Origin of the sequence: Hymenobacter sp. YIM 151500-1, from assembly GCF_025979885.1 — a bacterium.
In the GTDB taxonomy this organism is placed as follows: domain Bacteria; phylum Bacteroidota; class Bacteroidia; order Cytophagales; family Hymenobacteraceae; genus Hymenobacter.
This window is the reverse complement of sequence record NZ_CP110139.1, coordinates 3082442-3105470: the sequence shown is the minus strand read 5'-3', so window position 1 is coordinate 3105470 and position 23029 is coordinate 3082442. Positions and strand designations below refer to the sequence as shown.

General features: G+C 57.9%; 19 protein-coding genes. 15 read left to right on the top strand and 4 right to left on the bottom strand.

All coding sequences use genetic code 11. The features are described from left to right. Positions 1 to 25: 25 nt before the first annotated feature. The 7 genes from OIS53_RS13040 to porN all read left to right on the top strand — a co-directional run bounded on the left by OIS53_RS13040 (position 26) and on the right by porN (position 8007). The gene (locus OIS53_RS13040; protein WP_264679010.1) at positions 26 to 1180 is read left to right on the top strand and encodes a DUF4271 domain-containing protein; all 1155 of its coding nucleotides are present in this window, start codon (positions 26 to 28) and stop codon (positions 1178 to 1180) included. 89 nt (positions 1181 to 1269) lie between these two features. Further along, on the top strand, positions 1270 to 2100 hold the full coding sequence (locus OIS53_RS13035) for a uroporphyrinogen-III synthase (RefSeq protein WP_264679009.1): 831 nt from the start codon (positions 1270 to 1272) through the stop codon (positions 2098 to 2100). 144 nt (positions 2101 to 2244) lie between these two features. After that, the gene (locus OIS53_RS13030; RefSeq protein ID WP_264679008.1) at positions 2245 to 3240 is read left to right on the top strand and encodes a PorP/SprF family type IX secretion system membrane protein; all 996 of its coding nucleotides are present in this window, start codon (positions 2245 to 2247) and stop codon (positions 3238 to 3240) included. 234 nt (positions 3241 to 3474) lie between these two features. Then, positions 3475 to 4482, top strand: coding sequence for a T9SS ring complex lipoprotein PorK/GldK (gene porK / locus OIS53_RS13025; RefSeq protein WP_264679007.1), 1008 nt, complete (start codon positions 3475 to 3477; stop codon positions 4480 to 4482). Positions 4483 to 4585: 103 nt separating this feature from the next. Continuing rightward, entirely contained in the window at positions 4586 to 5392 is an 807-nt protein-coding gene (gene porL / locus OIS53_RS13020) for a type IX secretion system motor protein PorL/GldL (protein WP_264679006.1), read from the top strand. Between the two features lie 80 nt (positions 5393 to 5472). Then, positions 5473 to 7062, top strand: a complete 1590-nt coding sequence (gene porM, locus OIS53_RS13015) for a type IX secretion system motor protein PorM/GldM (RefSeq protein ID WP_264679005.1) — start codon at positions 5473 to 5475, stop codon at positions 7060 to 7062. 21 nt (positions 7063 to 7083) lie between these two features. Beyond that, positions 7084 to 8007: a type IX secretion system ring subunit PorN/GldN gene (gene porN / locus OIS53_RS13010; protein WP_264679004.1), complete on the top strand. Its 924-nt coding sequence runs from the start codon at positions 7084 to 7086 to the stop codon at positions 8005 to 8007. 156 nt (positions 8008 to 8163) lie between these two features. Here the strand turns inward: porN and uvrC are convergent, their stop codons facing one another. From uvrC to porW, 3 genes are all read right to left on the bottom strand, one after another. Continuing rightward, the gene (gene uvrC, locus OIS53_RS13005; protein WP_264679003.1) at positions 8164 to 9981 is read right to left on the bottom strand and encodes an excinuclease ABC subunit UvrC; all 1818 of its coding nucleotides are present in this window, start codon (positions 9979 to 9981) and stop codon (positions 8164 to 8166) included. Positions 9982 to 10254: 273 nt separating this feature from the next. Then, the gene (locus OIS53_RS13000) at positions 10255 to 12591 is read right to left on the bottom strand and encodes a penicillin-binding protein 1A (RefSeq protein WP_264679002.1); all 2337 of its coding nucleotides are present in this window, start codon (positions 12589 to 12591) and stop codon (positions 10255 to 10257) included. A gap of 83 nt (positions 12592 to 12674) precedes the next feature. Further along, positions 12675 to 15893, bottom strand: coding sequence for a type IX secretion system periplasmic lipoprotein PorW/SprE (gene porW / locus OIS53_RS12995; protein WP_264679001.1), 3219 nt, complete (start codon positions 15891 to 15893; stop codon positions 12675 to 12677). A 222-nt stretch (positions 15894 to 16115) separates the two neighbouring features. On the opposite strand from porW, the gene OIS53_RS12990 reads away from it, so the two are divergent. The 8 genes from OIS53_RS12990 to atpG all read left to right on the top strand — a co-directional run bounded on the left by OIS53_RS12990 (position 16116) and on the right by atpG (position 22164). After that, a complete protein-coding gene (locus OIS53_RS12990) occupies positions 16116 to 16367 on the top strand; it encodes an AtpZ/AtpI family protein (RefSeq protein ID WP_264679000.1) in 252 nt (83 codons plus the stop codon). 79 nt (positions 16368 to 16446) lie between these two features. After that, the gene (locus OIS53_RS12985) at positions 16447 to 16854 is read left to right on the top strand and encodes a hypothetical protein (RefSeq protein WP_264678999.1); all 408 of its coding nucleotides are present in this window, start codon (positions 16447 to 16449) and stop codon (positions 16852 to 16854) included. Positions 16855 to 16887: 33 nt separating this feature from the next. Next, positions 16888 to 17961, top strand: coding sequence for a F0F1 ATP synthase subunit A (atpB, locus tag OIS53_RS12980; RefSeq protein ID WP_264678998.1), 1074 nt, complete (start codon positions 16888 to 16890; stop codon positions 17959 to 17961). A gap of 53 nt (positions 17962 to 18014) precedes the next feature. Continuing rightward, positions 18015 to 18272 (top strand): ATP synthase F0 subunit C, encoded by a 258-nt coding sequence (gene atpE, locus OIS53_RS12975; RefSeq protein WP_264678997.1) that lies wholly within the window; start codon positions 18015 to 18017, stop codon positions 18270 to 18272. A gap of 180 nt (positions 18273 to 18452) precedes the next feature. Then, positions 18453 to 18947 carry a F0F1 ATP synthase subunit B gene (locus tag OIS53_RS12970; protein WP_264678996.1) on the top strand — a complete coding sequence of 165 codons (495 nt, stop codon included), beginning with the start codon at positions 18453 to 18455 and terminating at the stop codon, positions 18945 to 18947. 84 nt (positions 18948 to 19031) lie between these two features. Beyond that, on the top strand, positions 19032 to 19592 hold the full coding sequence (gene atpH, locus OIS53_RS12965) for an ATP synthase F1 subunit delta (RefSeq protein ID WP_264678995.1): 561 nt from the start codon (positions 19032 to 19034) through the stop codon (positions 19590 to 19592). A gap of 6 nt (positions 19593 to 19598) precedes the next feature. Continuing rightward, the gene (gene atpA / locus OIS53_RS12960; RefSeq protein WP_264678994.1) at positions 19599 to 21179 is read left to right on the top strand and encodes a F0F1 ATP synthase subunit alpha; all 1581 of its coding nucleotides are present in this window, start codon (positions 19599 to 19601) and stop codon (positions 21177 to 21179) included. A gap of 94 nt (positions 21180 to 21273) precedes the next feature. After that, a complete protein-coding gene (gene atpG / locus OIS53_RS12955; protein ID WP_264678993.1) occupies positions 21274 to 22164 on the top strand; it encodes an ATP synthase F1 subunit gamma in 891 nt (296 codons plus the stop codon). Between the two features lie 112 nt (positions 22165 to 22276). On the opposite strand, the gene OIS53_RS12950 is transcribed toward atpG, so the two are convergent. Then, the gene (locus tag OIS53_RS12950) at positions 22277 to 23002 is read right to left on the bottom strand and encodes an HAD family hydrolase (RefSeq protein WP_264678992.1); all 726 of its coding nucleotides are present in this window, start codon (positions 23000 to 23002) and stop codon (positions 22277 to 22279) included. Positions 23003 to 23029: the final 27 nt, after the last annotated feature.

The following is a 23029-nucleotide window of genomic DNA, read 5'->3' as shown; positions in this document are numbered from 1 at the left end:
GCGCACTCACCATCTTCGTTTGGTTTTGTGGTTGCTGTGGCTGGCCGGGCTGGTCTCGGCAAGTAGAGCCTGGGGCGCCGAGTACCGGCCGTTGCCGCCCGCCCCGCGCGCCGGCCTCACCACCGACTGGCTGATCTACGATGAGGCCCGCAACCGCCTCGTCCTCTACCTGCCCGACTACCATCCGCCGGCCCACGCCTATTATCAGTGGCTGATGGTGCAGCCCGGCAAGCCGCTACGCATTACGTTCACGGCCCCCGAAAATCTGAGTCTGTTTCTGGACAACCGGCTGGTATTCACGGCCACCAAGCCCGCCGCCTACACCCTGGACCTGGCCCGTCTGCTGCCGAAAGAAAGCGGTTCGGGGCCTCACCTGCTGTGCGTGTGGCAGCCCGAAGGTGCTCCTAACCTGGAGTCTTTCACCAACGCCGTGGCTGCCCCGGCAGCTCAAAAGGGGCAAAGCGTGGCGCCGGCTCTGAGTGCTCAGCCCTGGCCGCGCACGCAGCAGGGCCAGAATGTGTTCATCGGGTTTCTGCTGCTGGTAGGACTGCTTTACGGTAGTCTGCGGGCCATGTACCAGCCCGGCTTTGCACGTATCTATCAGATTGAGGGCCTGCTCGGGCGACCTTCCGCCGAGCAAGACTTTCTCACCAAGCCCACGATTACGTGGCTGAATCTGATGCTGGTGCTGCTTTTCTCTCTGTCCTTCGCCCTGCTGCTGGTAGCCATTCACACCAACATCCAAAACATTGTCATTCTGCGCCAGCTCTTCGACGTGCCAGAGTCGGCCATTGTCAGCCGGGTGCTGCTGTACACGGCGTTGGTAGCGGGCTTTGTGCTGGGCAAGTACCTGTTTTTGGAGTTGATGGGCTACATCTTCGACCTCACGGAACTGGTGATGGTGCAGTACCGGGAATTCGTGCGCACCATCCTCTTCATCGGACTGTTTCTGCCGCTGGTGCTGCTGCTCTATCTGGGCCTGCACCAGCGCCTGCCCGCCACGGTACTGTGGGTTTCCAACGGCGTGGTTTCCTTGCTGTTGGTGGCTAGTGTGCTGCGCGTAGCCCGCACCATTCATCGTCGGGCTTCCCTCCTAAATCTGCATTTGTTTTCGTACCTTTGCGCCACAGAAGTGATTCCCCTTGTCATTCTGCTGAAGCTAATCGTTTTTACCTACTAAGCTGCGTAAGCTGCTCCTCGTGCCGGCTCGCCGGCTTTCGCCCCCCAACACTCCCTTATTGCTTTTAGATCTACTCTTTTTTCTACCCTATGGCCGAGAGCAACGACAAACCGGGGACGGGCCGTCACGCCAAGCGCATCTCCAGCATCCTTGTCACCCAGCCTAAGCCCACCAATGACGTCTCGCCTTACTTTTCCATCGCCGAAAAGTACGGCATCAAAGTAGACTTCCGGGAATTTATCGAGGTGCAGCCGGTATCCTATAAGGACTTTCGCAAAGAGAAGGTAAATATCCTCGAGCACACGGCCATCATCTTTACCAGCCGCAACGCAGTCGACCACTTTTTTCGCATTTGCCAGGAAGCCAAGATTGAAATGCCTGCCGAGATGAAATATTTCTGCATCTCGGAGCAGACGGCCAACTACCTGCAGAAATACATTGTGCTGCGCAAGCGCAAGCTCTTCGTGGGCCAGCGCACCGCCGCCGATTTGTTTGACGTTATCAAAAAGCACAAGAGCGAGAAGTTCCTGTATCCGTGCTCCGACATCCGCAAGGACGATATTCCGGAGTTCATGCGGGCCAATAACTTCAAGTTCACCGAGGCTGTCATCTACCGCACCGTTGCCAGCGACCTGTCCGACCTGTCCGACGTCAAGTACGATTGCATCGCCTTTTTCAGTCCGTCGGGTATCAGTTCGTTGTTTATCAACTTCCCGGATTTCGAGCAAAACGGCACCCGCATTGCCGCTTTCGGGCCCACCACGGCCAAAGCCGTACTAGAGGCTGGCCTGGAGCTCGATATTGAAGCCCCCCAGCCCAACGCCCCATCCATGACCGGGGCCATTGAAGCCTACATCCGCTATCATCATGGTGCTGATGCCGGCAAGGAGAAAAGCAAGACCGGAAAGCAGAACGCTTAATACGTCATACAAGTGAAAGAGGAGCAGCCTTCGCTGCTCCTCTTGCGTATAGGTGCGGAATCATCTCAGCGGTTTTTTCTCTACATTTGGGAACGTACGCTCCCTTCTGCACACATTCAGGTCAGCTGCTCCGGCTCCATTGTTATGAAAACCTTTATACTCTGCGTGGCATCTTTGCTGCTGGCCGGTCGGACTATAGCCCAGCAGCAGCCCCAGTTTAGCCAATATGGCCTCAACGGCATGTACCTGAACCCAGCATACGCCGGGATAAAAGGCTACGGTGAATTTACGCTGATTGGCCGCTCTCAATATTTTAACTACCAAGGTACTTTCGACGAAGGCGGCTCTCCCAACACAGCTATACTCACGGCTTCAATGCCCGTGCCGGCTCTGGCCGGAGGCTTGGGCCTGAGCATATACCGGGACCAAATAGCCCAGATGACCACCACCAATGTGCAGCTTTCCTATTCCCGGCACATTACCGTTGGGGAAGAGGGCCGGCTGGGTATTGGTGTGCAGGGTCTTTTCAACAATATTTATCTGGGCCGTTACCGGGCCAACGACGAAAGTGATGAGTTTGTACCTCGTGAGGGCTCCGACGCCAAGTTTGATGTCGGCGCTGGCCTCTGGTACGAAGCCCCAAAGCTATACGCTGGCCTGAGCTTCAATAACTTACTGCGCGCAGACTACCGGTTCCGCAGCGAGGCCAGCCTAGGGCGGGAAACTGCCCGGTACATCAACGAAAATCACGCCTATCTCACTGGCGGCTACAATATTGACCTTACTTCTTCCGTTGTCTTAACACCCACCGTTCTGGTCAAAATGGTGTTGCCTGGTGAGTATGGGAGCAGTGATAAATTCTCATTTCGCAACAACTCGTACGAAATTGGGGCGCGGGCTACGTTCAACGAGCGTTTCTGGGGAGGACTGGGGTACCGTTCGGAAGAATCTTTTACGGCATTAGGTGGGTTGAGCTTCGCAAAAGACAACGCCGTGCGGGTGGGATTAGCTTACGACATAATTGCATTTAATCAGGATGCTCGGGCATTCAACTCATTTGAAATACTATTATCGTACCGGCTACCCAAGCCCGGCGTTGTGGTGCGGCCAGCTATTCGCACTCCTCGGTATAGCTTTTAATTTCAAGGTTTTTGCCCCTAACAACTCGGCCCAGTTATTGCTATTGGGTCAGGCTCATACTTGAAAAGCTCGGGTGTCGTCAACCATTGTTTATCTGGCGATTAGGCTGGTTTGTAGACATTTTGAAACCATTGGGCAATTGACTTGCGTTCCAACCGCTGAATCGCTAGATTTGCCAGCTCACAAAATTGTAATCTTTGGGTATCGCCGCCTGAACAGTTTTTTCTTCCTCTCATGAACAAGTTTCTCGTATTGCCCCTCGTCGCTCTCTCGACGCTACTGCTGGGGGGCTGTGGTTTTGGCAAAGGCCCGCAAGGCGACCTGGTCGGAGCTGAGGACCGGCCTGAGTTCAATCCACAGGAGGTTCCGTTCGGTATGGTACCGTGCCCCGGTGGCACGTTCCACATGGGGCAGACTGATCAGGACATTTCGGCTTCTATGGTTAACATGAACAAGCAGGTAACTATTGCCGGCTTCTACATGGATGAGACCGAGATTACCAATAATGAGTATCGTCAGTTTATGAATGCCATCCGGCAGGACTCCATTGACGTGCTCGGCGAGGAGTACGTCATGACCGAGCTGTACCCGGATACTACGGTGTGGGTGCGCGACTTCACTTATCACATGGGCGACCCGCTCATGGAGTACTACTACACCCACCCGGCTTTCGACGATTATCCAGTAGTAGGTGTTGACTGGTTTGCGGCTAAGTATTTCTGCAACTGGCGCACCAAGCACAAGAACGCCGCCAACGAAGAGGCTGGCCTGGCACCGACCCCGAACTTCCGCCTGCCTTCCGAAGCTGAGTGGGAGTATGCCGCCCGCGGCGGCCGCGACCTGGCCACGTATCCGTGGGGCGGTCCGTACTTGCGCAACTCCAAAGGATGTATGCTGGCTAACTTTAAGCCCGGCCGTGGCGACTACGCCTCGGATGGCTACGCTTACACCTCGCCGGTAGGGGCTTTCTTCCCCAACGACTTTGGCCTGTACGACATGTCGGGCAACGTAGCTGAGTGGTGTGACGATGCTTATATGGAGGCTTCGGTGCCGGTAGTGTGGGACATGAACCCTACTAACCCCGACGACAATGAACCCCGCAAAGTAGTACGCGGTGGCTCCTGGAAAGACATTGCCTACTTCCTCGAAACGGGCACCCGCAACTTTGAATATCAGGACTCGGCCCGTTCTTACATTGGTTTCCGCACGGCAATGATTCAGATTGGTACTGGCTCTAACTAACCGCCAGAACGGTACCAATTGGTGATGCTTGCCAATCTTTTCCTATCAGTCTTTTACACTTTTCTTAACACTCCACTACTTTCTTTTTTCCAACTTTCACAACATGGCAGCAAAAGGCGGTAACTTTTTCTACGATGTGGTAATGCCGAAAATCTACGGCATCGGGGCTGCAGTCGTAATTATTGGAGCACTATTCAAAATACTTCACTTGAAGTTTGCTGATGAAATGCTCATCGTTGGTCTGGGTACGGAAGCTCTCATCTTCTTCTTGAGCGCCTTCCAGCCGCAACCCAAAGAAGTAGACTGGTCGCTGGTATATCCGGAGTTGAGCGAAGGCTATGACCCCTCGACCAACAGTAACAAGTTTGTGGAGCAGAACACCGGTAAAGGTCTGACTCGCAAGCTGGACGACATGCTGAAAGATGCAAACGTAACTCCCGAAGCTATTGCTTCGCTGGGCCAAGGCCTGAACCGCTTGAGCACGACCACGCAACAGCTTTCGACGCTGGGCGAAGCCACTAACGCTACCGAGGAATATACAACTAAGGTTCGCTCGGCGGCCCAGTCGCTGGAGCGCATCAACGAGGCATACGCCAACACGGCTCAGGCAATGAGCGCCATGTCGGATGCTACCAATGATGCCCGTGAGTACCATGTTCAGGTGCAGAACGTAACCAAGAACCTGGGCGCACTGAACGCGGTGTACGAAATGGAACTGCAGGATGCCAACACGCACCTGAAGTCGATGAACAAGTTCTATGGCACGCTGACGCAAGCCATGGAAAACCTGACCGAGGCCGGCAAAGAAACCGACCAGTTCAAACAGGAAGTAACCAACCTGACTACTAACCTCCACTCGCTGAACCGCGTGTACGGCAACATGCTGAACGCAATGCGCGCTACCAGCTAATTGTCAGGCTTATAAAATGGGGCGGAATGACACTCGGCTCCTAGACTTCCTACACAGCAGAATAGACACAGAGAGATACGATGGCGGGAGCAAAAGAGACTCCGCGGCAAAAGATGATTGGCATGATGTACCTGGTACTGACTGCCCTTCTTGCCCTACAAGTAAATTCAGCAATTCTGCTGAAGTTCAAATTTCTGGATGACAGTCTACTCGGTGTAAACGATAAGACTGCTCGAGCCAACGAAGGTGCCGTAAAAGGCATCCAGGAGACAGTAGCCAAAAACCGTAACCAAGCCCGAGACCTGGCTATTTTGAAGCAAAGCCAGAGTGTGCGGGAACGGACTGCTCAAATGGTGAGCTACCTGCGTGACGTACGGACTAAATTGCTGGACGCCACGGAGAACAAGAGCAAAAACGAGTACAAGAATATGGAGGCTTCCGATAAGGTAGCCAACATCATGCTTGGCGGAGCGGGCAGCCGTAATGGTCTGGGTTACAAGCTAAAAGACCAGCTAAATAGCTATGCTGCTGACTTGGGAAAACTGGTGCCCGGCTTCGCAGCTCCGGCTCTGGCTCTGGATGCTAAGGATGACCCAGCCGTAACCGCCGACCAGAAGAGCAAAGACTTTGCTCAGCTCAACTTTGAAAACACCCCGGTGGTAGCTGCGCTGGCTGTGCTGTCGCAGAAAGAAACCGAAGTGCTGAAGTATGAAGCTGATGCGCTGAATAAGCTGGCTGCTCAGGTAGGTGCCACTACGATTGTATTCGATAAAATTGGAGCTTTTGCCAGCGCTGAGTCGAACACAGTAGCTGCCGGTACGAAGTATAAGGCTGAGCTGTTTTTGACGGCTTCCGCTTCGGACTTGCGCCCCAGCATGACCCTGAATGGTTCGCCGCTGTCCGTCGGTCCCGATGGCAAAGGTAAGATTGAGTTTACGGCTACGCCTGGCGGCTTTGATGAAGCTGGCAACGCTAAAAAGTCGTGGACTGGTACGATTCGCTTTAAGCAGAACGGCCGCGACACTACGTTCCGCGTGACGGTGCCCTACACCGTAACCAAGCCCGTAATGCAGATTCAGTCGGCTTCAGTACAGGCACTGTATTTCCGGTGCGGTAACAAGCTGAGCGTACAAGTGCCCGCCCTGGGTGCTCAGTATCAGCCGAGCTTCTCAGCTTCGGGCGCTAACGTTATTAAAGGTGCCAAGACCGGTGAAGTAACGCTGGTGCCGAACTCGAAAGAGGTAACCCTGAGCGTTAGCAACGGCGGCAATTCCATTGGCTCACAAACCTTCCAGGTTCGTCCGATTCCGAAGCCCGAGATTAAATGCATCGTAGGTGGCCGCGAGGCCAACGAAAAGCAAGGCACTCCGGTAAACGCCGTGCGCAACATGCAGCTGCGTGCCGTGCCCGATGCCGGATTTGCTACCTTCCTGCCTGAAGACGCTCGTTATCGGGTAACGCGCTACGAGGTAACGCTGGTTCGTGGTAAGCGCCCCGCTATGCCAGCAATTTCTGTTAATGGTCCCAACGTTGATCTGAGTTCAGTAGTGAATTCGGCCCGTGAAGGTGACCGTCTGTACATCGAAGTGAAGGAGGTACAGCGCATGAACTTCCAGGGCAACACCGAACCGGTGAATGTGTCGAAGCAGTTCAATATTCCGTTGCTGTAGTCGTTGTTTAGCCTGAACTAAGTGCCGCGCTTTTTTGATTACCATGGTATGAACAAATTCCTCTCCTTCGCCGCTGTAGCGGCTGGCTTGACGTTGTCGGTGGCAGCTTCGGCTCAGGAACAAGCTACCACCGCTAGCAGCACCGGCTCGTACCGCCCAATTCCGAATTCGGACATCATGTTCCGCAAAACGATCTGGCGTGCAATCGACCTGCGCGAGAAGCAAAACAAGCCTATGTTTGCGGAAGGCAAGGAAATCAGCCGTGTAATCCTGGACGCGGTGAAGCGCGGCGAGCTGCAAGCTTACAAGAACGATTCCTTGACGTCGACGCTTTCGCCCGCTGAGGTGCTGAGCAATTCTTCCTACGCTGAAACCAATGCTGGCCTGAGCGAAGAAGAAAAGGCCGCTGGCTTCACCGAGGAAAGCTTAGCCGATGACGGCTGGGGTGCTCCGGCTTCCAAAGGCAAAAATGGTAAGTCGTCGGCGAAAGCTGCTCCAGCCAAGCCTGCTGCCCCGCCGAGCTACGAGTATCGCCCCAAGGAACTGTACCAAATGGAATTGAAGGAAGATATGATCTTCGACAAGAAACGGTCGCGGATGTATCACGACATCAAGTGCATTGGTCTGCTGGTGCCTTCCACGCTGGCCACCAACACCTCGGGTATTGAAAAGACCATTGGCTATTTCAAGTACAGCGACTTGGTGAAAATGTTCCGGAACAATCCGGATAAGGCCATCTGGTTTAATCCCCAGAATGACGCCCAGCACAAGAATCTGGCAGATGCTTTCGAGTTGTGGCTGTTCAACTCTTACATCGTGAAAGTGTCGAACCCAAATGATGCTCGCCTAGATGAAATCTATGGTGGCCAGCAGCAAGGCATTCTTGCTTCGCAGCAAGCTGCGTCTGACCTGATTGAGTACGAGTACAACCTGTGGTCTTTCTAGGACCACGGATTAAGACGGTTTTTTTGGATTACACGGATTTTGTAGCCGATTTACTGTTGGATGAGATAGATATAAAAGAGCCCTGGCCTTGCGGCTGGGGCTCTTTTGCGTTGGGGGCGGCGGGTGAGCTGCCAGGCCAGCGAATATGCGGCTAGGCTAGGGCTGCTGAGGAGTTTCCTGCTGATTGAAATACTCAATCAGGATGCGGGCTTTGGCCTTTCCGACTTCGGCAATCAGCTCTGATTCGCTTAATTCTCTGATTTTCTTCACTGACTTGAATTTGGTCAGGAGCTTGTCGGCGGTGACGGGGCCGAGGCCCTTGACGTCGGTTAGCTCGGTTTTGAGGGTAGCAGCGTCGCGGCGGGAACGATGGAAGGTGATGCCGAAGCGGTGAGCCTCGTCGCGCATGCGCTGGATGAGGCGCAGCGTCTCGCTCTTCTTGTCGATGTAGAGCGGTAGCGGGTCGTTGGGGACGTAGATTTCTTCGAGGCGCTTAGCAATGCCGATGATGGGAATCTGACCCCAGAGGCCGAGGTCTTTCAAAGCCTTGACGCCCATGCTGAGCTGGCCTTTGCCGCCGTCCACGATAACAAGCTGGGGCAGGCTGGCACCTTCGTCGAGCAGGCGGCGGTAGCGGCGCGTCACGATTTCGTACATAGAGTCGAAGTCGTTGGGGCCCACCACGGTTTTGATGTGGAAGTGGCGGTAATCCTTTTTACTGGGTTTGGCGTTGCGGAAGCATACCATGGCCGCCACCGGATTATCGCCCTGAAAGTTGGAATTGTCAAAGCATTCGATATGCTTGGGCAACTCGGTGAGGCGCAGGTCCTTCTTCATGGTTTCCATGATACGCACCTCGTTCAGGTCCTTGCTCCGGTCGTTCATGCTTTCCTTCTCCTTGCGCAGGTAGAGCACGTTTTTGATGCTCAGCTCCAGCAGCTTCCGCTTGTCGCCAATCTGGGGCTGGCTGATGCTGACGCCGGGCAGGGGCAGGCTGGCAATGGGCACGTTGGTCAGGATTTCCTTGGACTGGCTCTCAAACTCTTCCCGCATCTGCATAATCAGCGGGGCCAGGATTTCCTCGTCGGCCTCGTCCAGCTTCTTCTGCACCTCAATAGACTGGGTGAGAATGATGGAGCCGTTCATCACCTTGAGGTAGTTGATGAAAGCCGACTTCTCGTTCGACGCAATGCTGAACACGTCGATGTTGGTGAGGTTGGCATTGACGATGGTGCTCTTGGCCTGGAACTCGTCGAGCTTGTCGAGCTTGAGCTTGAGCTGGTGAGCCAGCTCGTACTGCTGTTCCTGGGCGGCCTGCATCATCTTCTCGCGGAAATATTGCTTGGGCAGGCGCAGGTCGCCGTTCAGAATCTGCCGGATTTGCTGGATGTACTGGTTGTAGGTTTCCTCGTCCTGGAGGGCTTCGCAAGGCCCCTTGCAGTTGCCGAGGTGATACTCCAGGCACACCTTGAACTTGCTGGCCTCAATGTTCTGGGGCGAGAGGTTGTAGGTGCAGGTACGCAGGGGGTACAGGGCCCGAATCAGCTCCAGCAGCACGTTCATGGCCGTGAGGTTGGCGTAGGGGCCGTAGTAGCGGCCGTCGCCGGGGCGCTTGTTGCGGGTCGGAATCAGGCGGGGGAACCGTTCGTTGGTGAGCAGCAGGTAAGGATAGGTTTTGCCGTCCTTGAGCAGGATGTTGTACTTGGGCTGGTGCTGCTTGATGAGGTTGTTTTCCAGCAGGAAGGCATCCGACTCCGAGTCTACGATGGTAAACTCGATGCGGTGGATGTTCTTGACCAACTGTTGGGTTTTCTTGTTGTGGTCCTGCTTGGTGAAGTAGCTGCTGACGCGCTTGCGCAGGTCAATAGCCTTGCCCACGTAGATAATGGTGTCGTCGGCGTCGAAATACTTGTAGATGCCGGGCCGGTGCGGCAGCTGGCGGATTTGGTCTTGCAGGTGTTCTTTGGCGGCCATAAAATCACAGATGGTGCAGATTGAACTGATTTCGCGGATTCGTGCGTAGGCTAGAGCCAGTCAATCGTAGTTTTTCTCGCTGAGGTACGCAGAGGGTTTGCGCTGAGGTTCGCAGTGCAAGTAGGTGCGCCCGAGCTGTAACAAAAAATGTGGCCGGTACATCCCAGCCACATTTTCAAAAAACAGTGAAATCCTCCTAATCAGCACCCCAGCCAGCACCTGCCATTGACTCGACCAATCAGCGAAATCAGTTCAATCTGCCCAATCTGTGATTTAGATATCCTCCTCGTTCAGGTCGTCGAGCTGCACCTGGTTGAGCTTCTGGTCCGACGGGATGGTGTCGCGCTGGGTGGCGCCTTCGTAGTAGCGGGAGCAGTCAGTTTCGATGCTGAGCGGCTGGGTAGGCTTGGGAAAGGGGCCGGTGTTGATGCCGATGCTCTTGTCGGCGTACACCTTGCGCATAAACAGGCCGTAGATGGGCAGAGCCAGGCGGGAGCCCTGCCCGTAGGTGCCCGTGCGGAAGTGGATGCTCCGGTCTTCGCCGCCCACCCACGTGCCGCAGGCCAGGTCGGGGGTGAGGCCCATAAACCAGGCGTCGGAGTAGTTGCTGGTGGTGCCGGTTTTAGCTCCGATTTCATACGGAAACTTAAAGCCGCCTTTCAGGATGATACTGGTGCCGCCCGGCTCCTCGGTAGCCCCGCGCAGCATGTAGGTCATCAGGTAAGCCGTTTCCTCGCTTAGTGCCTCGCGGGTTTGAGGAATGAACTCCCGCAGCAGGTTGCCGTTTTTGTCCTCGATGCGCATCACCATCATGGGCGCGGTCCAAACGCCTTTATTGACGAAGGTGCTGTAGGCACCGGTCAGCTCGTAGATGCTCACGTCGGAGGAGCCAAAGCCTACGGCTGGCACGGCCTCAATGGGAGAGGTAATGCCCAGGCGCTTGGCGTAGCTGACCACGGTTTCGGGGCCCAGCTTCTGCACCAGCCACGCCGTAATGGAGTTCAGGGACCGGGCCAGGGCCTGGCGTAGCGTGAAGGAGCGGCCGGAGTAGCTGCCCTCAAAGTTGCGGGGCGTGTAGGCCGGGCGACCCCGCTCGGCGGGAAAGGTGGTGGGCACGTCGGGGCGCTGGTAGCAAGGCGAGTAGCCCTGGTCGATGGCGGCTACGTACACGAATGGCTTGAACGTAGAGCCCGGCTGGCGGCGGCCCTGCTTCACGTGGTCGTACTTGATGTACTTGAAGTTGATGCCGCCCACCCAGGCCTTTACCTGCCCGTTCAGCGGGTTCATGGCCATGAAGCCGGAGTGGAGCAGGCGCTTGTAGTAAGCCAAGGAGTCCATCGGCGACATCAGCACTTCTTTCTCGCCCCCGTTCCAGGTAAACACCTTCATCCGGTACTTCTTGTTCAGGTAGTACTTGATGGAATCCTTGTTGTCGGGGAAACGGTTTTTGAGGGCCGCGTACCGCTCGGTGCGCTGGATGGCCGTGCTGAGGAAGTTGGGAATGACGCGGCCGTTTTCGTCGCGCCAGGGCTGCTGCCCGCGCCAGTGCTGGTCGAACCACCGCTGCTGCAGCTTCATGTGCTCAGCCACCGCCGACTCAGCGTACTTCTGCATCCGCGAGTCGATGGTGGTGTAGATTTTCAGGCCGTCGGCGTAGAGGTCGTGCTCGGTTTCCTTGGCCCACTGCCGCAGCATCTTGCTTACTTCGACGCGGAAGTAAGGCGCAATACCCTCGTTCTGGTTTTCAACCTTGTAGTCGAGCTTGATGGGCTTGGCTACGGCCGCGGCGTAGGCGGGCTCCTGGATATAGCCGTACTTGCGCATCTGGTTCAGCACCCAGTCGCGGCGCTTGCGGGACCGTTCGGGGTTGCGCACCGGGTTAAACCACGACGGCCCGTTTACCAGCCCCACCAGCAGAGCGGCTTCCTCCAGTTTCAGGTCGCGGGGGCGCTTGTTGAAGAAGGTTTTGGCGGCCGTGTGAATACCAAAGGCATTGGACCCAAACTCGGCCGTGTTCAGGTACATGCGCAGGATTTCGCGCTTGGTGTAGTTGCGCTCCAGCCGCACCGAGAGTATCCACTCCTTGGTTTTGGTGATGAGCATCCGCAGGCCGGGCACGTCGTTCAGGCGGCCGTCGTTGAGGTCTTCGCGGGTGCGGAACAGCAGCTTGGCTACCTGCTGGGTGAGCGTGCTGGAGCCGCGCCGCACGCGCCCCGTGGCCATGTAGTACGGAATGGCGGCCATGCCTTTCAGGTCGATGCCGGAGTGCTCAGCAAAGCGCACGTCCTCGGTAGCCAGCAGGCCGTCGATCAGGTGCTGGGGCAGGTCCTCGTACTCCACGGGCGTGCGGTTCTCGCGGAAGTACTTGCCCATGAGTGCCCCGTCGGCGGAGTAAATTTCGGAGGCCAGCTCACTCTTGGGGTTTTCGAGCGTGCGCAGGTTGGGCATGCGCCCAAACAGGTTCAGGAAGTTGATGCTAACGGCGAAAACGAAAAGAATCGAGGCCAGCACGCCACCCCCAAACAGCACCCAGAGCGTGCGAACAAACCGTGAATAGCGGCCGGGCTGGGTTGCTTTCCGAAACGACGACTTAGTTTTAGAAGTGGGCATTCTGAAAAAGAAAAAGGCTACTACCCGCCGGACACACGGGCAGCACCCGCCAAGCAGGTGCTGCCCGTGTGCTACCGTGCAGGCTAGCGGTACTGTTGCTGATAAAAACGCTGGTACGCGTCTAGGTCGCCGCTTTGCAGCAGCAGCGGCAGATTATCAATACTGATTAACAGGGTTTGGTAACCCGCCCCGCGCAGCTTGCTAAGCGGCGACTGAGGCCCCCGCAGCTTGAGGGCGTAGCTCTGGGCCACTTTGGAGCCGGCAAATGGCTCTACCACTACCAGTTCCTGTGCCGAGCCCAAGCTTTGCTGGCGCACCTGCAGGTTGTTGGCCTTGAAATAACGGCCATTATAGGAAGTCAGCTGCCCCGGCAAGCTCGGCAGCACCGCCGCATCCTTCGCCAGCACCAGCACCACCACGTGCGGGGCACTCAGGTTGGTCTTGTACGGCACGGCAGGCACTGCTGAGGCTGGTGCCGCCGGAGCTGGTGTGGCAGCAGTAGCCGGCGCCGACGCGGCAGGTGTGGAAGCCGGCGTAGAAGCAGGCACCGGCTTCGGCGCCGGGTTTGCAGCGGGCGGCGTGCTGGCAACCGGAGCAGCCTCAGTTGGGGCTGGCGTGGCGGCTGGCTTCCTGGGGGCCGGAGCGGGCTTCTTGCCACGGGCCCGCGCCTGGGCCGCGGCCATGCGGGCAGCTTTGGCCTCGTCAACTACGGGAGGAGCTGGGCTTGCAACCGGTGGCGTAGCCGGAGCCGGCGTAGAGGCGGGCGGCGCGTCTGGGGTTGCTGGCGGGGCAGCAGTGGGAGTGGGGGTAGGGGAGGCCGCCGCTGGCGCCGGATTGCCCGTCGTTGGAGCGCCAGGTGCGGCAGTGGGAGCCGGAGCTGGTGGCGCTTGGGCAACCGGAGCGGCCGGCGACTCATTCTCCCCGTAGAAAATGCGCAGGCGGTTATCGACCTCACCTGGCCGGAACATGGAAATGACCGGCTTATCGGTAGAGGCCAGGGCCCCCGTAATCTGCCCCTGCTCCTGCTGCTGATAGGTAGAAAGCAAGGAGGCGGCCTGGGGTGCCAGCGGGCTTTGGGGGTAGTCTTTGTAAAATTTCTCCACGGCTGCTTTAGCCGTCAGCGGGGGCTGGGTACGAATGGTGAGCAGGGCATTCAGGAAAGCCACCCGGTCGTTGAAGTCGTTTTCCGGATACTGGCGGCGGGCCCGCGCCAGCACGGCGGCCGATTTTTTGAATTCCTGCTGCTTGTAGAAGATAAAGGCCGAATCTACCAGCGCGGCCACCTGCGCGTTAACTGCCGACGTGCGCCGCAAGTATTCCGGGTCGGCCACCAGGCGGGCATACGAGGAGTTGGGGTACGCCTCGCGCAGACGCTGAGCGTAGCCTTCAGCCTTGGGGGTGTCGTTTTGCTCCTTATAAATAAGGTATAGAATGTAAAGTGCCTCCGGCGTGTGCCGGCCCTGCGGAAACCGGGTCAGCAGCCGCTCGTAGGTTTCGGCGGCCCGCACGGGTTCCCGCAACTGCTGCTTGTAAATGCCTCCCAGCGCGTACAAAGCCTCCTCCGTTTGCAGGTTGGAGGTCTGCAACAGGGCGGGAGTAAGAGGAACGTTCTGGCGGTATTGCTCCACCAAGGTGCGCAGCTGCGCGGCCGGATCGGGTGGGGGCGCCGCGGCGGCCGCCCCGCCGTTCACCACGGTGCTGGTGTTGCCGGCAATGCTGACCGGCACATTGCCGCCCTGGGCCGTTACGGGCGAGTTGCTGACCTGGCTTACCGTGCGCCAGTTGTCCTGCAAGGGCCGGTCGCCCCAGCGGCGGATAAACTCGCTGCGGGCCGTGCCCAGGCTGGTCGGGTTGTCGAAGTACCACTTGGCGCCGGTGTTCATCTCAGCAAAAGCCGTGGCGTCGAGGTCAGGCTGTCCGTCGCGGGCCGCATTGATACCGGCCGGCACGGCGGCCTGGCGGCTGCGCTCCTCCTCGCGGGCCTGCTGAGCAGCCAGGCGCTCAGCTTCCCGGCGCTTAGCGTCCAGCTCGGCTTGGGCATACGCAGTAAGGCGGGTGCGGAGCGTGGCCGTATCCAGGCGGGCCAAAGCTTGCAGGCTGTCCTGGGTTTCGATGATAGTTATCTGCTGGGCAAAGTCCTTGAGCGTAGCGGCCCGCTCGGCAATGGCCGCGTACTCCGGGGCCTCGCGGGGCAAAGCCTGCACGGTGCTGTCGTAGTAAGCAGCAGCCAGGCGGTACTTCTGGAGGTTTTCGTAGTAGATGCGTCCGGTGAGCAAGTAGGCGTACGACTTCTGCACCTGGCTAGCCCCCGGCGTCCGCACCGACTTTTGCAGCAGGGCCAGGGCTTGAGCCAGATCCGCCCGCCGGTACTCCAGCCGCCCCATCTCGTAATAGATCTTGTCGCGGTACTCCTTGTTATTCGGGTTTTTCAGCAGCTTGGTGAAGTACTTGTCCAGCCGGACCCGGTCGTTCTGGTTCAGGTCCGACACCTGCCCTAGCATGAGCTTGCTGAAGAAGTCTAGCTCGTAGGGCGGGTTGCGCTTCAGAATTTCATCCAGGTGCACGTACGCTTCTTTGTCGCGGCCCTGAGCCTGGTAGAGCTGAGCCAGGATGTAGCGCGTGCGCGACTTTTCATTCTTGGGCTCGATGTAGGGCAGGGCTCGTTCCAGGTTTTCAATGGCCTTCTCCGGCTCGTTGAGCTGCAAGTGGTACGCCGCCCGCGTTAAGAACAGCTCCCGCGCGTTCCGCGGCACGCCCTGCTCTTTGTCCAGAACATCCGACACGGCCTTGGCATTGTCCAGCTCCTTGGTAGCCAGAAACGTGCGCATCAGCCAAATCAGAGATTCGTGCTTGGCGTTGGGGTCCTGCGTGGTGGTGTTGATGTATTTAAACGTCTTGGCCGCATCCTCGAACTCCTTTTTATAATAGCGGGCCTTGCCGATGAGCAAGTAGCTGTCGTCGGTCCAGTCGGAGCCGGGGCGGTGCTGAATGGGCAGCGAGGCTTTTTTGATGACATCATCGAGGTCGGCCGTAACTTTGGCCACGGCCGCATCGTCCAGCGTCGGCAGCAGAGGCAGCACCCGGTTATAGTCGTTGACGCGCGCTTTATACAAGGCGTCCTCAGTGGCGAGTAGTTTCTCGCGGGCCAGGAAGTAGGCGTTGTCGCGGGCTACTACGTTGTCGTAGGCGTGGCCCACCACCGAGCGGCGCTCCGAGGCGCAGCCGCTCAGCCCGGCTGCCAGCAGTACAGCCGCCGAGGCGGCAGGCAGCTGGCGCAGAAAAAGAATCCGTGATGTTGTCAAAGCAGCAAAATAGCTCAGGGCAGATGTCAGGCTCAAAACGCGGGCCCCACGCCGATTCGTTCAGCTTACTGGCCCGTTCTTGTCTTAACGTAGCACCGTGGGTAAAATTACGGTTTTACTTGCTGAACCGTTCCGGCAGCGCAGTTCGGGCTTTTCTGGCCGCAAACGCCACCCCTGGCCCTGCCGCTACGTACTCTTTTTCCCGCCCTTAGCCTTCCTGCCATGTCCGCCGAAACGCCCCCTTCCTCCCGCCGCCCCACTCCAGACGGCAACGCCGACCGGCTCCGGGCCGTGGCCCGCTACTCCGGCATCGGCGCCCAAATGCTGGCCACCATCGGCCTGAGCACCTGGGCCGGCTACTGGCTCGACGGTCACTTCCGCACCCAAACGCCGTGGTTTACACTGAGTCTGATGCTGCTGGGCTTGTTTGCAGCTTTATATAATGTCATTCGCTCCCTGACCCGCGAGTCCTGAGCTAGCCGTAGTCTACTCCACTCCCGGCCGTATAGTCCTGAGCTGACTTCTCACTTCTCGCCTCTCATCCTTTGCTGCCTTGAAATCCTTTCTTCGTTCGTACGCGCTGTTCTGCCTGGCAGTGGGTTTTGTGCTGTATGCCGTGTACAGCCAGTTTGGGCCGCGCATCGTGCACCCGTTCACGGTCTATACCTTCAGCTTTTTCGTGGTGCTGACCGGATTGACCTACTGGGTTACGGCTCGGCTGGTGCGGGCTAATCCGGGTAATTTTATGGGGGCTTACTTCGGAACCATGGCCGCGCGGCTGCTCCTGTCGCTGGTGCTGGTGATGGTGTACCTTTTCCGGGGTGGGGCGCACGAGGGCAACGCGCGGTGGGCTTTTCTAGGGAGCTTCTTTCTCCTGTATTTTATCTTCGCCGGGTTTGAAGTCTGGAGCGTTCTGAGTAACTTGCGCCCGTTTTCAAAACCGGGTGAAACCACGGAATAAAGATTCTGTGTGAGCAGCCCTAAGTTATTCTGAATGAAGCGCTTACTGCTGGCTCTCTTCTGCTTTCTTTCGCTGTCGGTGTATGCCAATGAGCCTACCCCAACCATCGAGGAAGCTACCGATAAAGAGGCGTTCAACCCTGGGGAGATGATTCTTCACCACATCGGCGACGCCCACGAATGGCATTTTGCCACCTTCGGCGACGAGGCAGAGCACGGCACCCACCTCACCATTCCGCTACCCATTATTGCCTACCGCCCCGGCCACGGCCTAAGCGTGTTTTCCTCTTCCAGGCTGGCCGAAGGCAAGGTGTACGACGGCCTGAAGCTGGAGCACGAGCACCTGGTTTCGGAAGATGGCACCAAGGTATACGACTTCTCGATTACTAAAAACGTGGCCTCGCTTATGCTGAGCGCTGTGCTGCTGGTTATTGTATTCACCGCCGTGGCCCGTGGCTACGCCAAGCGCGGCAACGGCGCGCCCAAGGGCATTCAGAGCTTCTTTGAGCCGATTATCATCTTCATCCGCGACGAAGTAGCCAAGAAGGCTATCGGCCCGAAGTACGAGCGGTACATGCCTTACCTGCTCACCGTTTTCTTCTTTATCTGGTTCAACAACCTGCTGGGCCTGCTACCCGGCGGCGCCAACCTCACCGGCAACATTGCCGTGACCCTGACGCTGGCCGCGCTGACGCTGCTTATCACGCTGTTCAGCTCCAACAAGAATTACTGGGCCCACATCTTCGCTACCCCTGGGGTCCCGAAGCTGCTGTTGCCCATCATGATTCCGGTGGAAATCATCGGCATCTTCGTAAAGCCGTTTTCCCTGATGGTGCGTTTGTTCGCCAACATCACGGCTGGCCACATCGTCATCCTGAGCTTTATCTCGCTCATCTTCATCTTCCGAAACATTGCAGTTAGCCCTATATCCATAGCATTCGGCTTGTTTATCAACATGCTGGAGCTGCTGGTAGCCATTCTGCAAGCCTACATCTTCACCCTGCTCACGGCCATGTACATCGGCGGGGCAGTGGAAGAGCACCAAGATGCCGACTACCAGATGGGCGGTGGCAACGGAGCCGAGCCGGCTCACGCTCACGGCCACTAAGCCTTTCTCATCCCTGATTTTTTTGTTTTTCACTCCCCACAAACTTCTTTCTTATGCTTCTTTCTCTGTTGCTGCAACTTGCTAACTCTGTTGGTCTGGCTGTTTTTGGTGCTGCTATCGGTGCCGGTCTGGTTGTTCTGGGTGCCGGTCTGGGCATCGGCCGCATTGGTGGTCAAGCCATGGAGGCCATCGGTCGTCAGCCGGAGGCAGCTGGCAGAATTCAAACCGCTATGCTGATCGTGGCCGCTCTGATCGAAGGTCTGGCGCTGTTCGCAGTAGTAGTCTGCTTGCTGATTTCGTTCAAGCTGTAAGGATTAATTTAGCACAGGAGCAGCCCGCTGCGCGTCGCCTCAGCGCACGGCGCAGCGGGCTGCCTTGGCTTTCAGGCAGTAAGTATTCGGTAGTCAGTACTGGGTATTTAGACGAGTTGGTTGTTTCGCTTACTGCCCCTTTAAATACTCAGTACGAAGTACTTATTACTGACTACTCCTATGGGAATTGTAACGCCTGAAATTGGCTTAATCTTTTGGATGCTGGTCATCTTCGGCATCCTGATAGTCTTGCTGCGCTCCTTTGCCTGGAAGCCTATCTTAACTGCCCTGCATGAGCGGGAAGACTCGATTGAGTCGGCGTTGCGCATGGCCGATCAGGCCAAGCTGGAGATGCAGCAGCTGAAAGCCGGCAACGAAAAGCTGCTGGCCGATGCCCGCCTGGAGCGCGACCGAATTCTGAAAGAAGCCTCGGACGTGGCCAACCAGCTCATCGAGCAGGCTAAGAACAAGGCCAACGAGGAAGGCGGCCGCATGATCATGCAGGCCCGCGAAGCCATCCAGAACGAGAAGAATGCCGCCCTGGCCGAGGTGAAAAACACCGCCGCCCAGCTTTCCATCGACATTGCCGAGCGTATCCTGCGCCGTGAGCTGACCGACCAGCCCGCCCAGCAGCAGCTCGTCGACTCGTACCTGAAAGAAGTAAAGCTGAATTAGTAATAGGTATTGGGTAGTAGGTATTAGGACATTTAATTCGGTGTCAATCCTACTACCAACTGCCAATTACCTACTACCATCCCAATGTCTGAACTACGAGTTGCCTCCCGCTATGCGAAGTCGTTGCTGGATCTGGCTGAGGAGCGTGGGACGCTGGAGCAGGTGAAGCAGGACATGGACTTGTTCGCGAAAACGCTGGACGAGAACCGTGAGCTGCGCCTGCTGCTGCGCAACCCCATCGTGAAGCACGACAAGAAGCTGGCCATCCTGAATGCGGTGTTCGGCGGCAAGGTGTCGGAGCTGACCAGCAAGTTTTTCTCTATCGTCACCCAGCACGGCCGCGAAAGCGCCCTGGCGTACATCGGCTCCGAGTTTCGGAACCAGTACAACTTGCTGCGCGGCATGCAGGTGGCCGAGGTAACCACGGCCGCCCCCCTCACCGCCGAGCTGCGGGAGCAGTTGCGGCAGGTGGTGCGTCAGCAATCCGGCCTGCCCCAGGTTACGCTCACCGAGAAAGTAGATGCCTCGCTGATTGGCGGCTTCGTGCTGCGCATCGGCGACCGGCTGATTGACGACTCGGTAAGCTACCGGTTGCGCAAGCTGCGCACCGAATTTTCCAAGAACCCCTACCAATCCCAACTATAAACCACCATGGCAGAAGTACGTCCGGATGAAGTATCCGCCATTCTGCGGGAGCAGCTTTCCAACTTCAAAACCGAAGCCGAACTCGAAGAGGTAGGCACGGTGCTGCAAGTTGGCGACGGTGTAGCCCGCATCTACGGTCTGGGCAAAGCCCAGTCGGGGGAATTGCTTGAGTTTGAAAACGGCCTTCAGGCCCTCGTGCTCAACCTGGAAGAAGACAACGTAGGTGCCGTAATGCTCGGCGACTACTCCGAAATCCGGGAAGGCGCCACGGTACGCCGTACCAATAAGATTGCCTCCATCAAAGTGGGGGACGGCATCATCGGCCGCGTGGTAAACACGCTGGGCCAGCCCATCGACGGCCGCGGCCCCATCCAGGGCGAGCTGTACGATATGCCCCTGGAGCGCAAAGCGCCCGGCGTTATCTACCGCCAGCCCGTAAACGAGCCCCTGCAAACCGGCATCAAGGCCATCGACGCCATGATTCCGATTGGCCGGGGCCAGCGCGAGCTGATTATCGGCGACCGGCAAACGGGCAAGTCGACCGTTGCCATTGATACCATCTTGAACCAGCGCGAGTTCTACGAGCGCGGCGAGCCGGTATTCTGCATCTACGTGGCCGTGGGCCAGAAGGCCTCGACCGTAGCGCAGGTAGTAAACTCCTTGCAGCGCGGCGGCGCCATGGATTACACCGTGGTGGTGTCGGCTTCGGCTTCGGACCCGGCTCCGATGCAGTTCTTCGCGCCCTTCACGGGTGCCGCCATCGGCGAGTTCTTCCGCGACACGGGCCGCCCGGCCCTAGTGGTGTACGACGACTTGTCGAAGCAGGCTGTGGCTTACCGGGAAGTGTCGCTGCTGCTGCGCCGCCCTCCCGGCCGTGAAGCCTACCCCGGCGACGTATTCTATCTGCACAGCCGCCTGCTGGAGCGCGCCGCGAAGATCAACGCTTCCGACGCCATTGCCCGCGACATGAACGACCTGCCCGACAGCATCCGGCACCTCGTGAAAGGCGGCGGTTCGCTGACGGCCCTGCCCCTCATCGAAACCCAGGCCGGTGACGTGTCGGCCTACATCCCGACCAACGTAATCTCGATTACCGACGGGCAGATCTTCCTCGAAACCAACCTATTCAACTCGGGTATCCGCCCGGCCATCAACGTGGGCATCTCGGTGTCGCGGGTGGGTGGTAACGCGCAGATCAAGTCGATGAAGAAGGTAGCCGGCACGCTGAAGCTGGACCAGGCCCAGTTCCGTGAGCTGGAAGCCTTTGCCAAGTTCGGCTCCGACCTCGACGCCTCGACCAAGCTCACCATTGAGCGCGGCCGCCGCAACCTCGAAATCCTGAAGCAGCCCCAGTTCTCGCCCCAAAAGGTGGAAGACCAGGTGGCCGTTATCTACGCCGCCACCAACGGCTTGCTCGACCAGGTGCCCGTGAACCGGGTGCGGGAGTTCGAGAAGGAGTTTGTGCAGGTGATGAACACCCGCCACCCCGACGTATTGCAGGCCCTCAAAGCCGGCAAGCTGGACGACGAAATCACCGGCGCCATCCGCCAGGTAGCGAAAGACCTGTCGGCGGCATATTCTAAATAAGCTGCAAGCCTCAAGCTGCAAGCTGTAAGCTGATGTTCTTATCGTCGGCTAGGAGCTTGCAGCTTGTAGCTTACAGCTTGCAGCTCAATAAGAAATGGCTAGCTTAAAAGAAGTTCGGAGCCGGATTACGTCGGTGCAAAGCACGCAGCAGATTACCAAAGCCATGAAAATGGTGGCAGCGGCCAAGCTGCGTCGGGCCCAGGACAACATCCTGCGCATGCGCCCCTATGCCCAGCGGCTCAACAGCATTCTGAGCAACCTCACGGCCCTGGCCGGCCCCGACGTGACCAGCGAATACGGCACGGTGCGCGACGTGCGCCGCGTACTCATCATCGCCATTACCTCGGACCGCGGCCTGGCTGGCGCTTTCAACAGCAACATCTTCAAGGGTGTGAATGCCGTGGTGCAGGAGCGCTACGCCGCGCAGCTGGCCGCCGGCAACGTGACCGTGCTGGCCATTGGCCGCAAGGCGCACGAGTACTTCGGCAAGCGCCTGCCGCTGCTGGGCAACTTTCAGCACGTGTTTGGCAAGCTGTCGTTTGAGACAGTGCGCGAAGCGGCTGAAGCGGCCATGGACGGCTTCCGGGCCGGGCAGTACGACGAGGTGGTGATGGTGTACAACGAGTTCCGCAACGTAGCCACCCAGATTGTGCGCACCGAGCAGCTGCTGCCCCTGGTGCCCGCCGAGCAGCCCGCCGGCGCCCCGGCTCAGTCGAATGTGGACTACATCTTCGAGCCCTCGAAAGAGGAAATCGTGCGCACCCTGATTCCGCAGTCGCTGAAGATTCAGCTGTACAAGGCGGTGCTGGAAAGCAACGCTTCGGAGCACGGCGCCCGCATGACGGCCATGGACAAGGCCACCGAAAATGCCGGCGAGCTGCTGAAGCAGCTCAAGCTGACTTACAACCGCACTCGCCAAGCGGCCATTACCACCGAGATTCTCGAAATCGTGGGTGGCGCCGAGGCCCTGGCGGCTGGTCGGTAGTTTCTGCTAATGCTGAAAAGGCCCGCTTCCGTGAGGAGGCGGGCCTTTTTTAGTTTTGTAAATCCGCTTAGTCCGAGGTGTTTTCCAACCATCAGGCTAAGAGGTTGTAGGGCTACAGCTTCATGTACTGCCGCTTGGCCAGTTCCTGGCTGGGCTTGGGCGTTTCGGGATGCTGCTCCAGCAGGTCCCGTACTTGCTGGGGGGTAATTTCGGTGAAGTCCCGGATGACGTGCAGGGGCGCCTGGAACTTGTCGGCTTTGATGGAGGTGGTAAGGCAGATGCAGCGCATACCGGCTTTGTAAGCCGATTGTTCGCCCAGAATGGCATCCTCAAAGACCACGCACCGCTCGGGCGGGATGCCCAGCTCGTGGGCGGTAGTGGTGTAGGTGTCGGCGTGGGGCTTGCCGCGCTCCACGTCGTCTTTGCCCACCACCACGTCGAAGAAGCGGCGCAGGTCGAGGTGGTCGATAATGTAGCTGATGGTGTCGCCGGGGGAGCCGGTGCCCAGGGCCAGCTTGAAGCCGGCCGCGCGGGCCGCCTCCAGAAACGCGGTGAGGCCGGCTACTTCGCGGCGCTTATCCCAGTACAGCACCCGGTACAGAAACTCACGCTGGCTGGCGTATTCCTTGAGCTGTTTCTCGGGGACGGGGTTGGTGAAAACGGTTTTGAGGATGTTGGTGGCCGGCATCCCGTTGAGGCGCTCCAGCAGCTTGCGGGCGTTGGTGGTCAGGCCCAGGTCGCGGAACAGCAGCTGGAAGGATTTGGCCTGGTAAGGGGTGTTGTCGATGAGGGTGCCGTCCATGTCGAAGATGAGGGCATAGGGCTGGTCGGTTGTCATAGCTGGGAAAATGGAAAAGGTAATGGG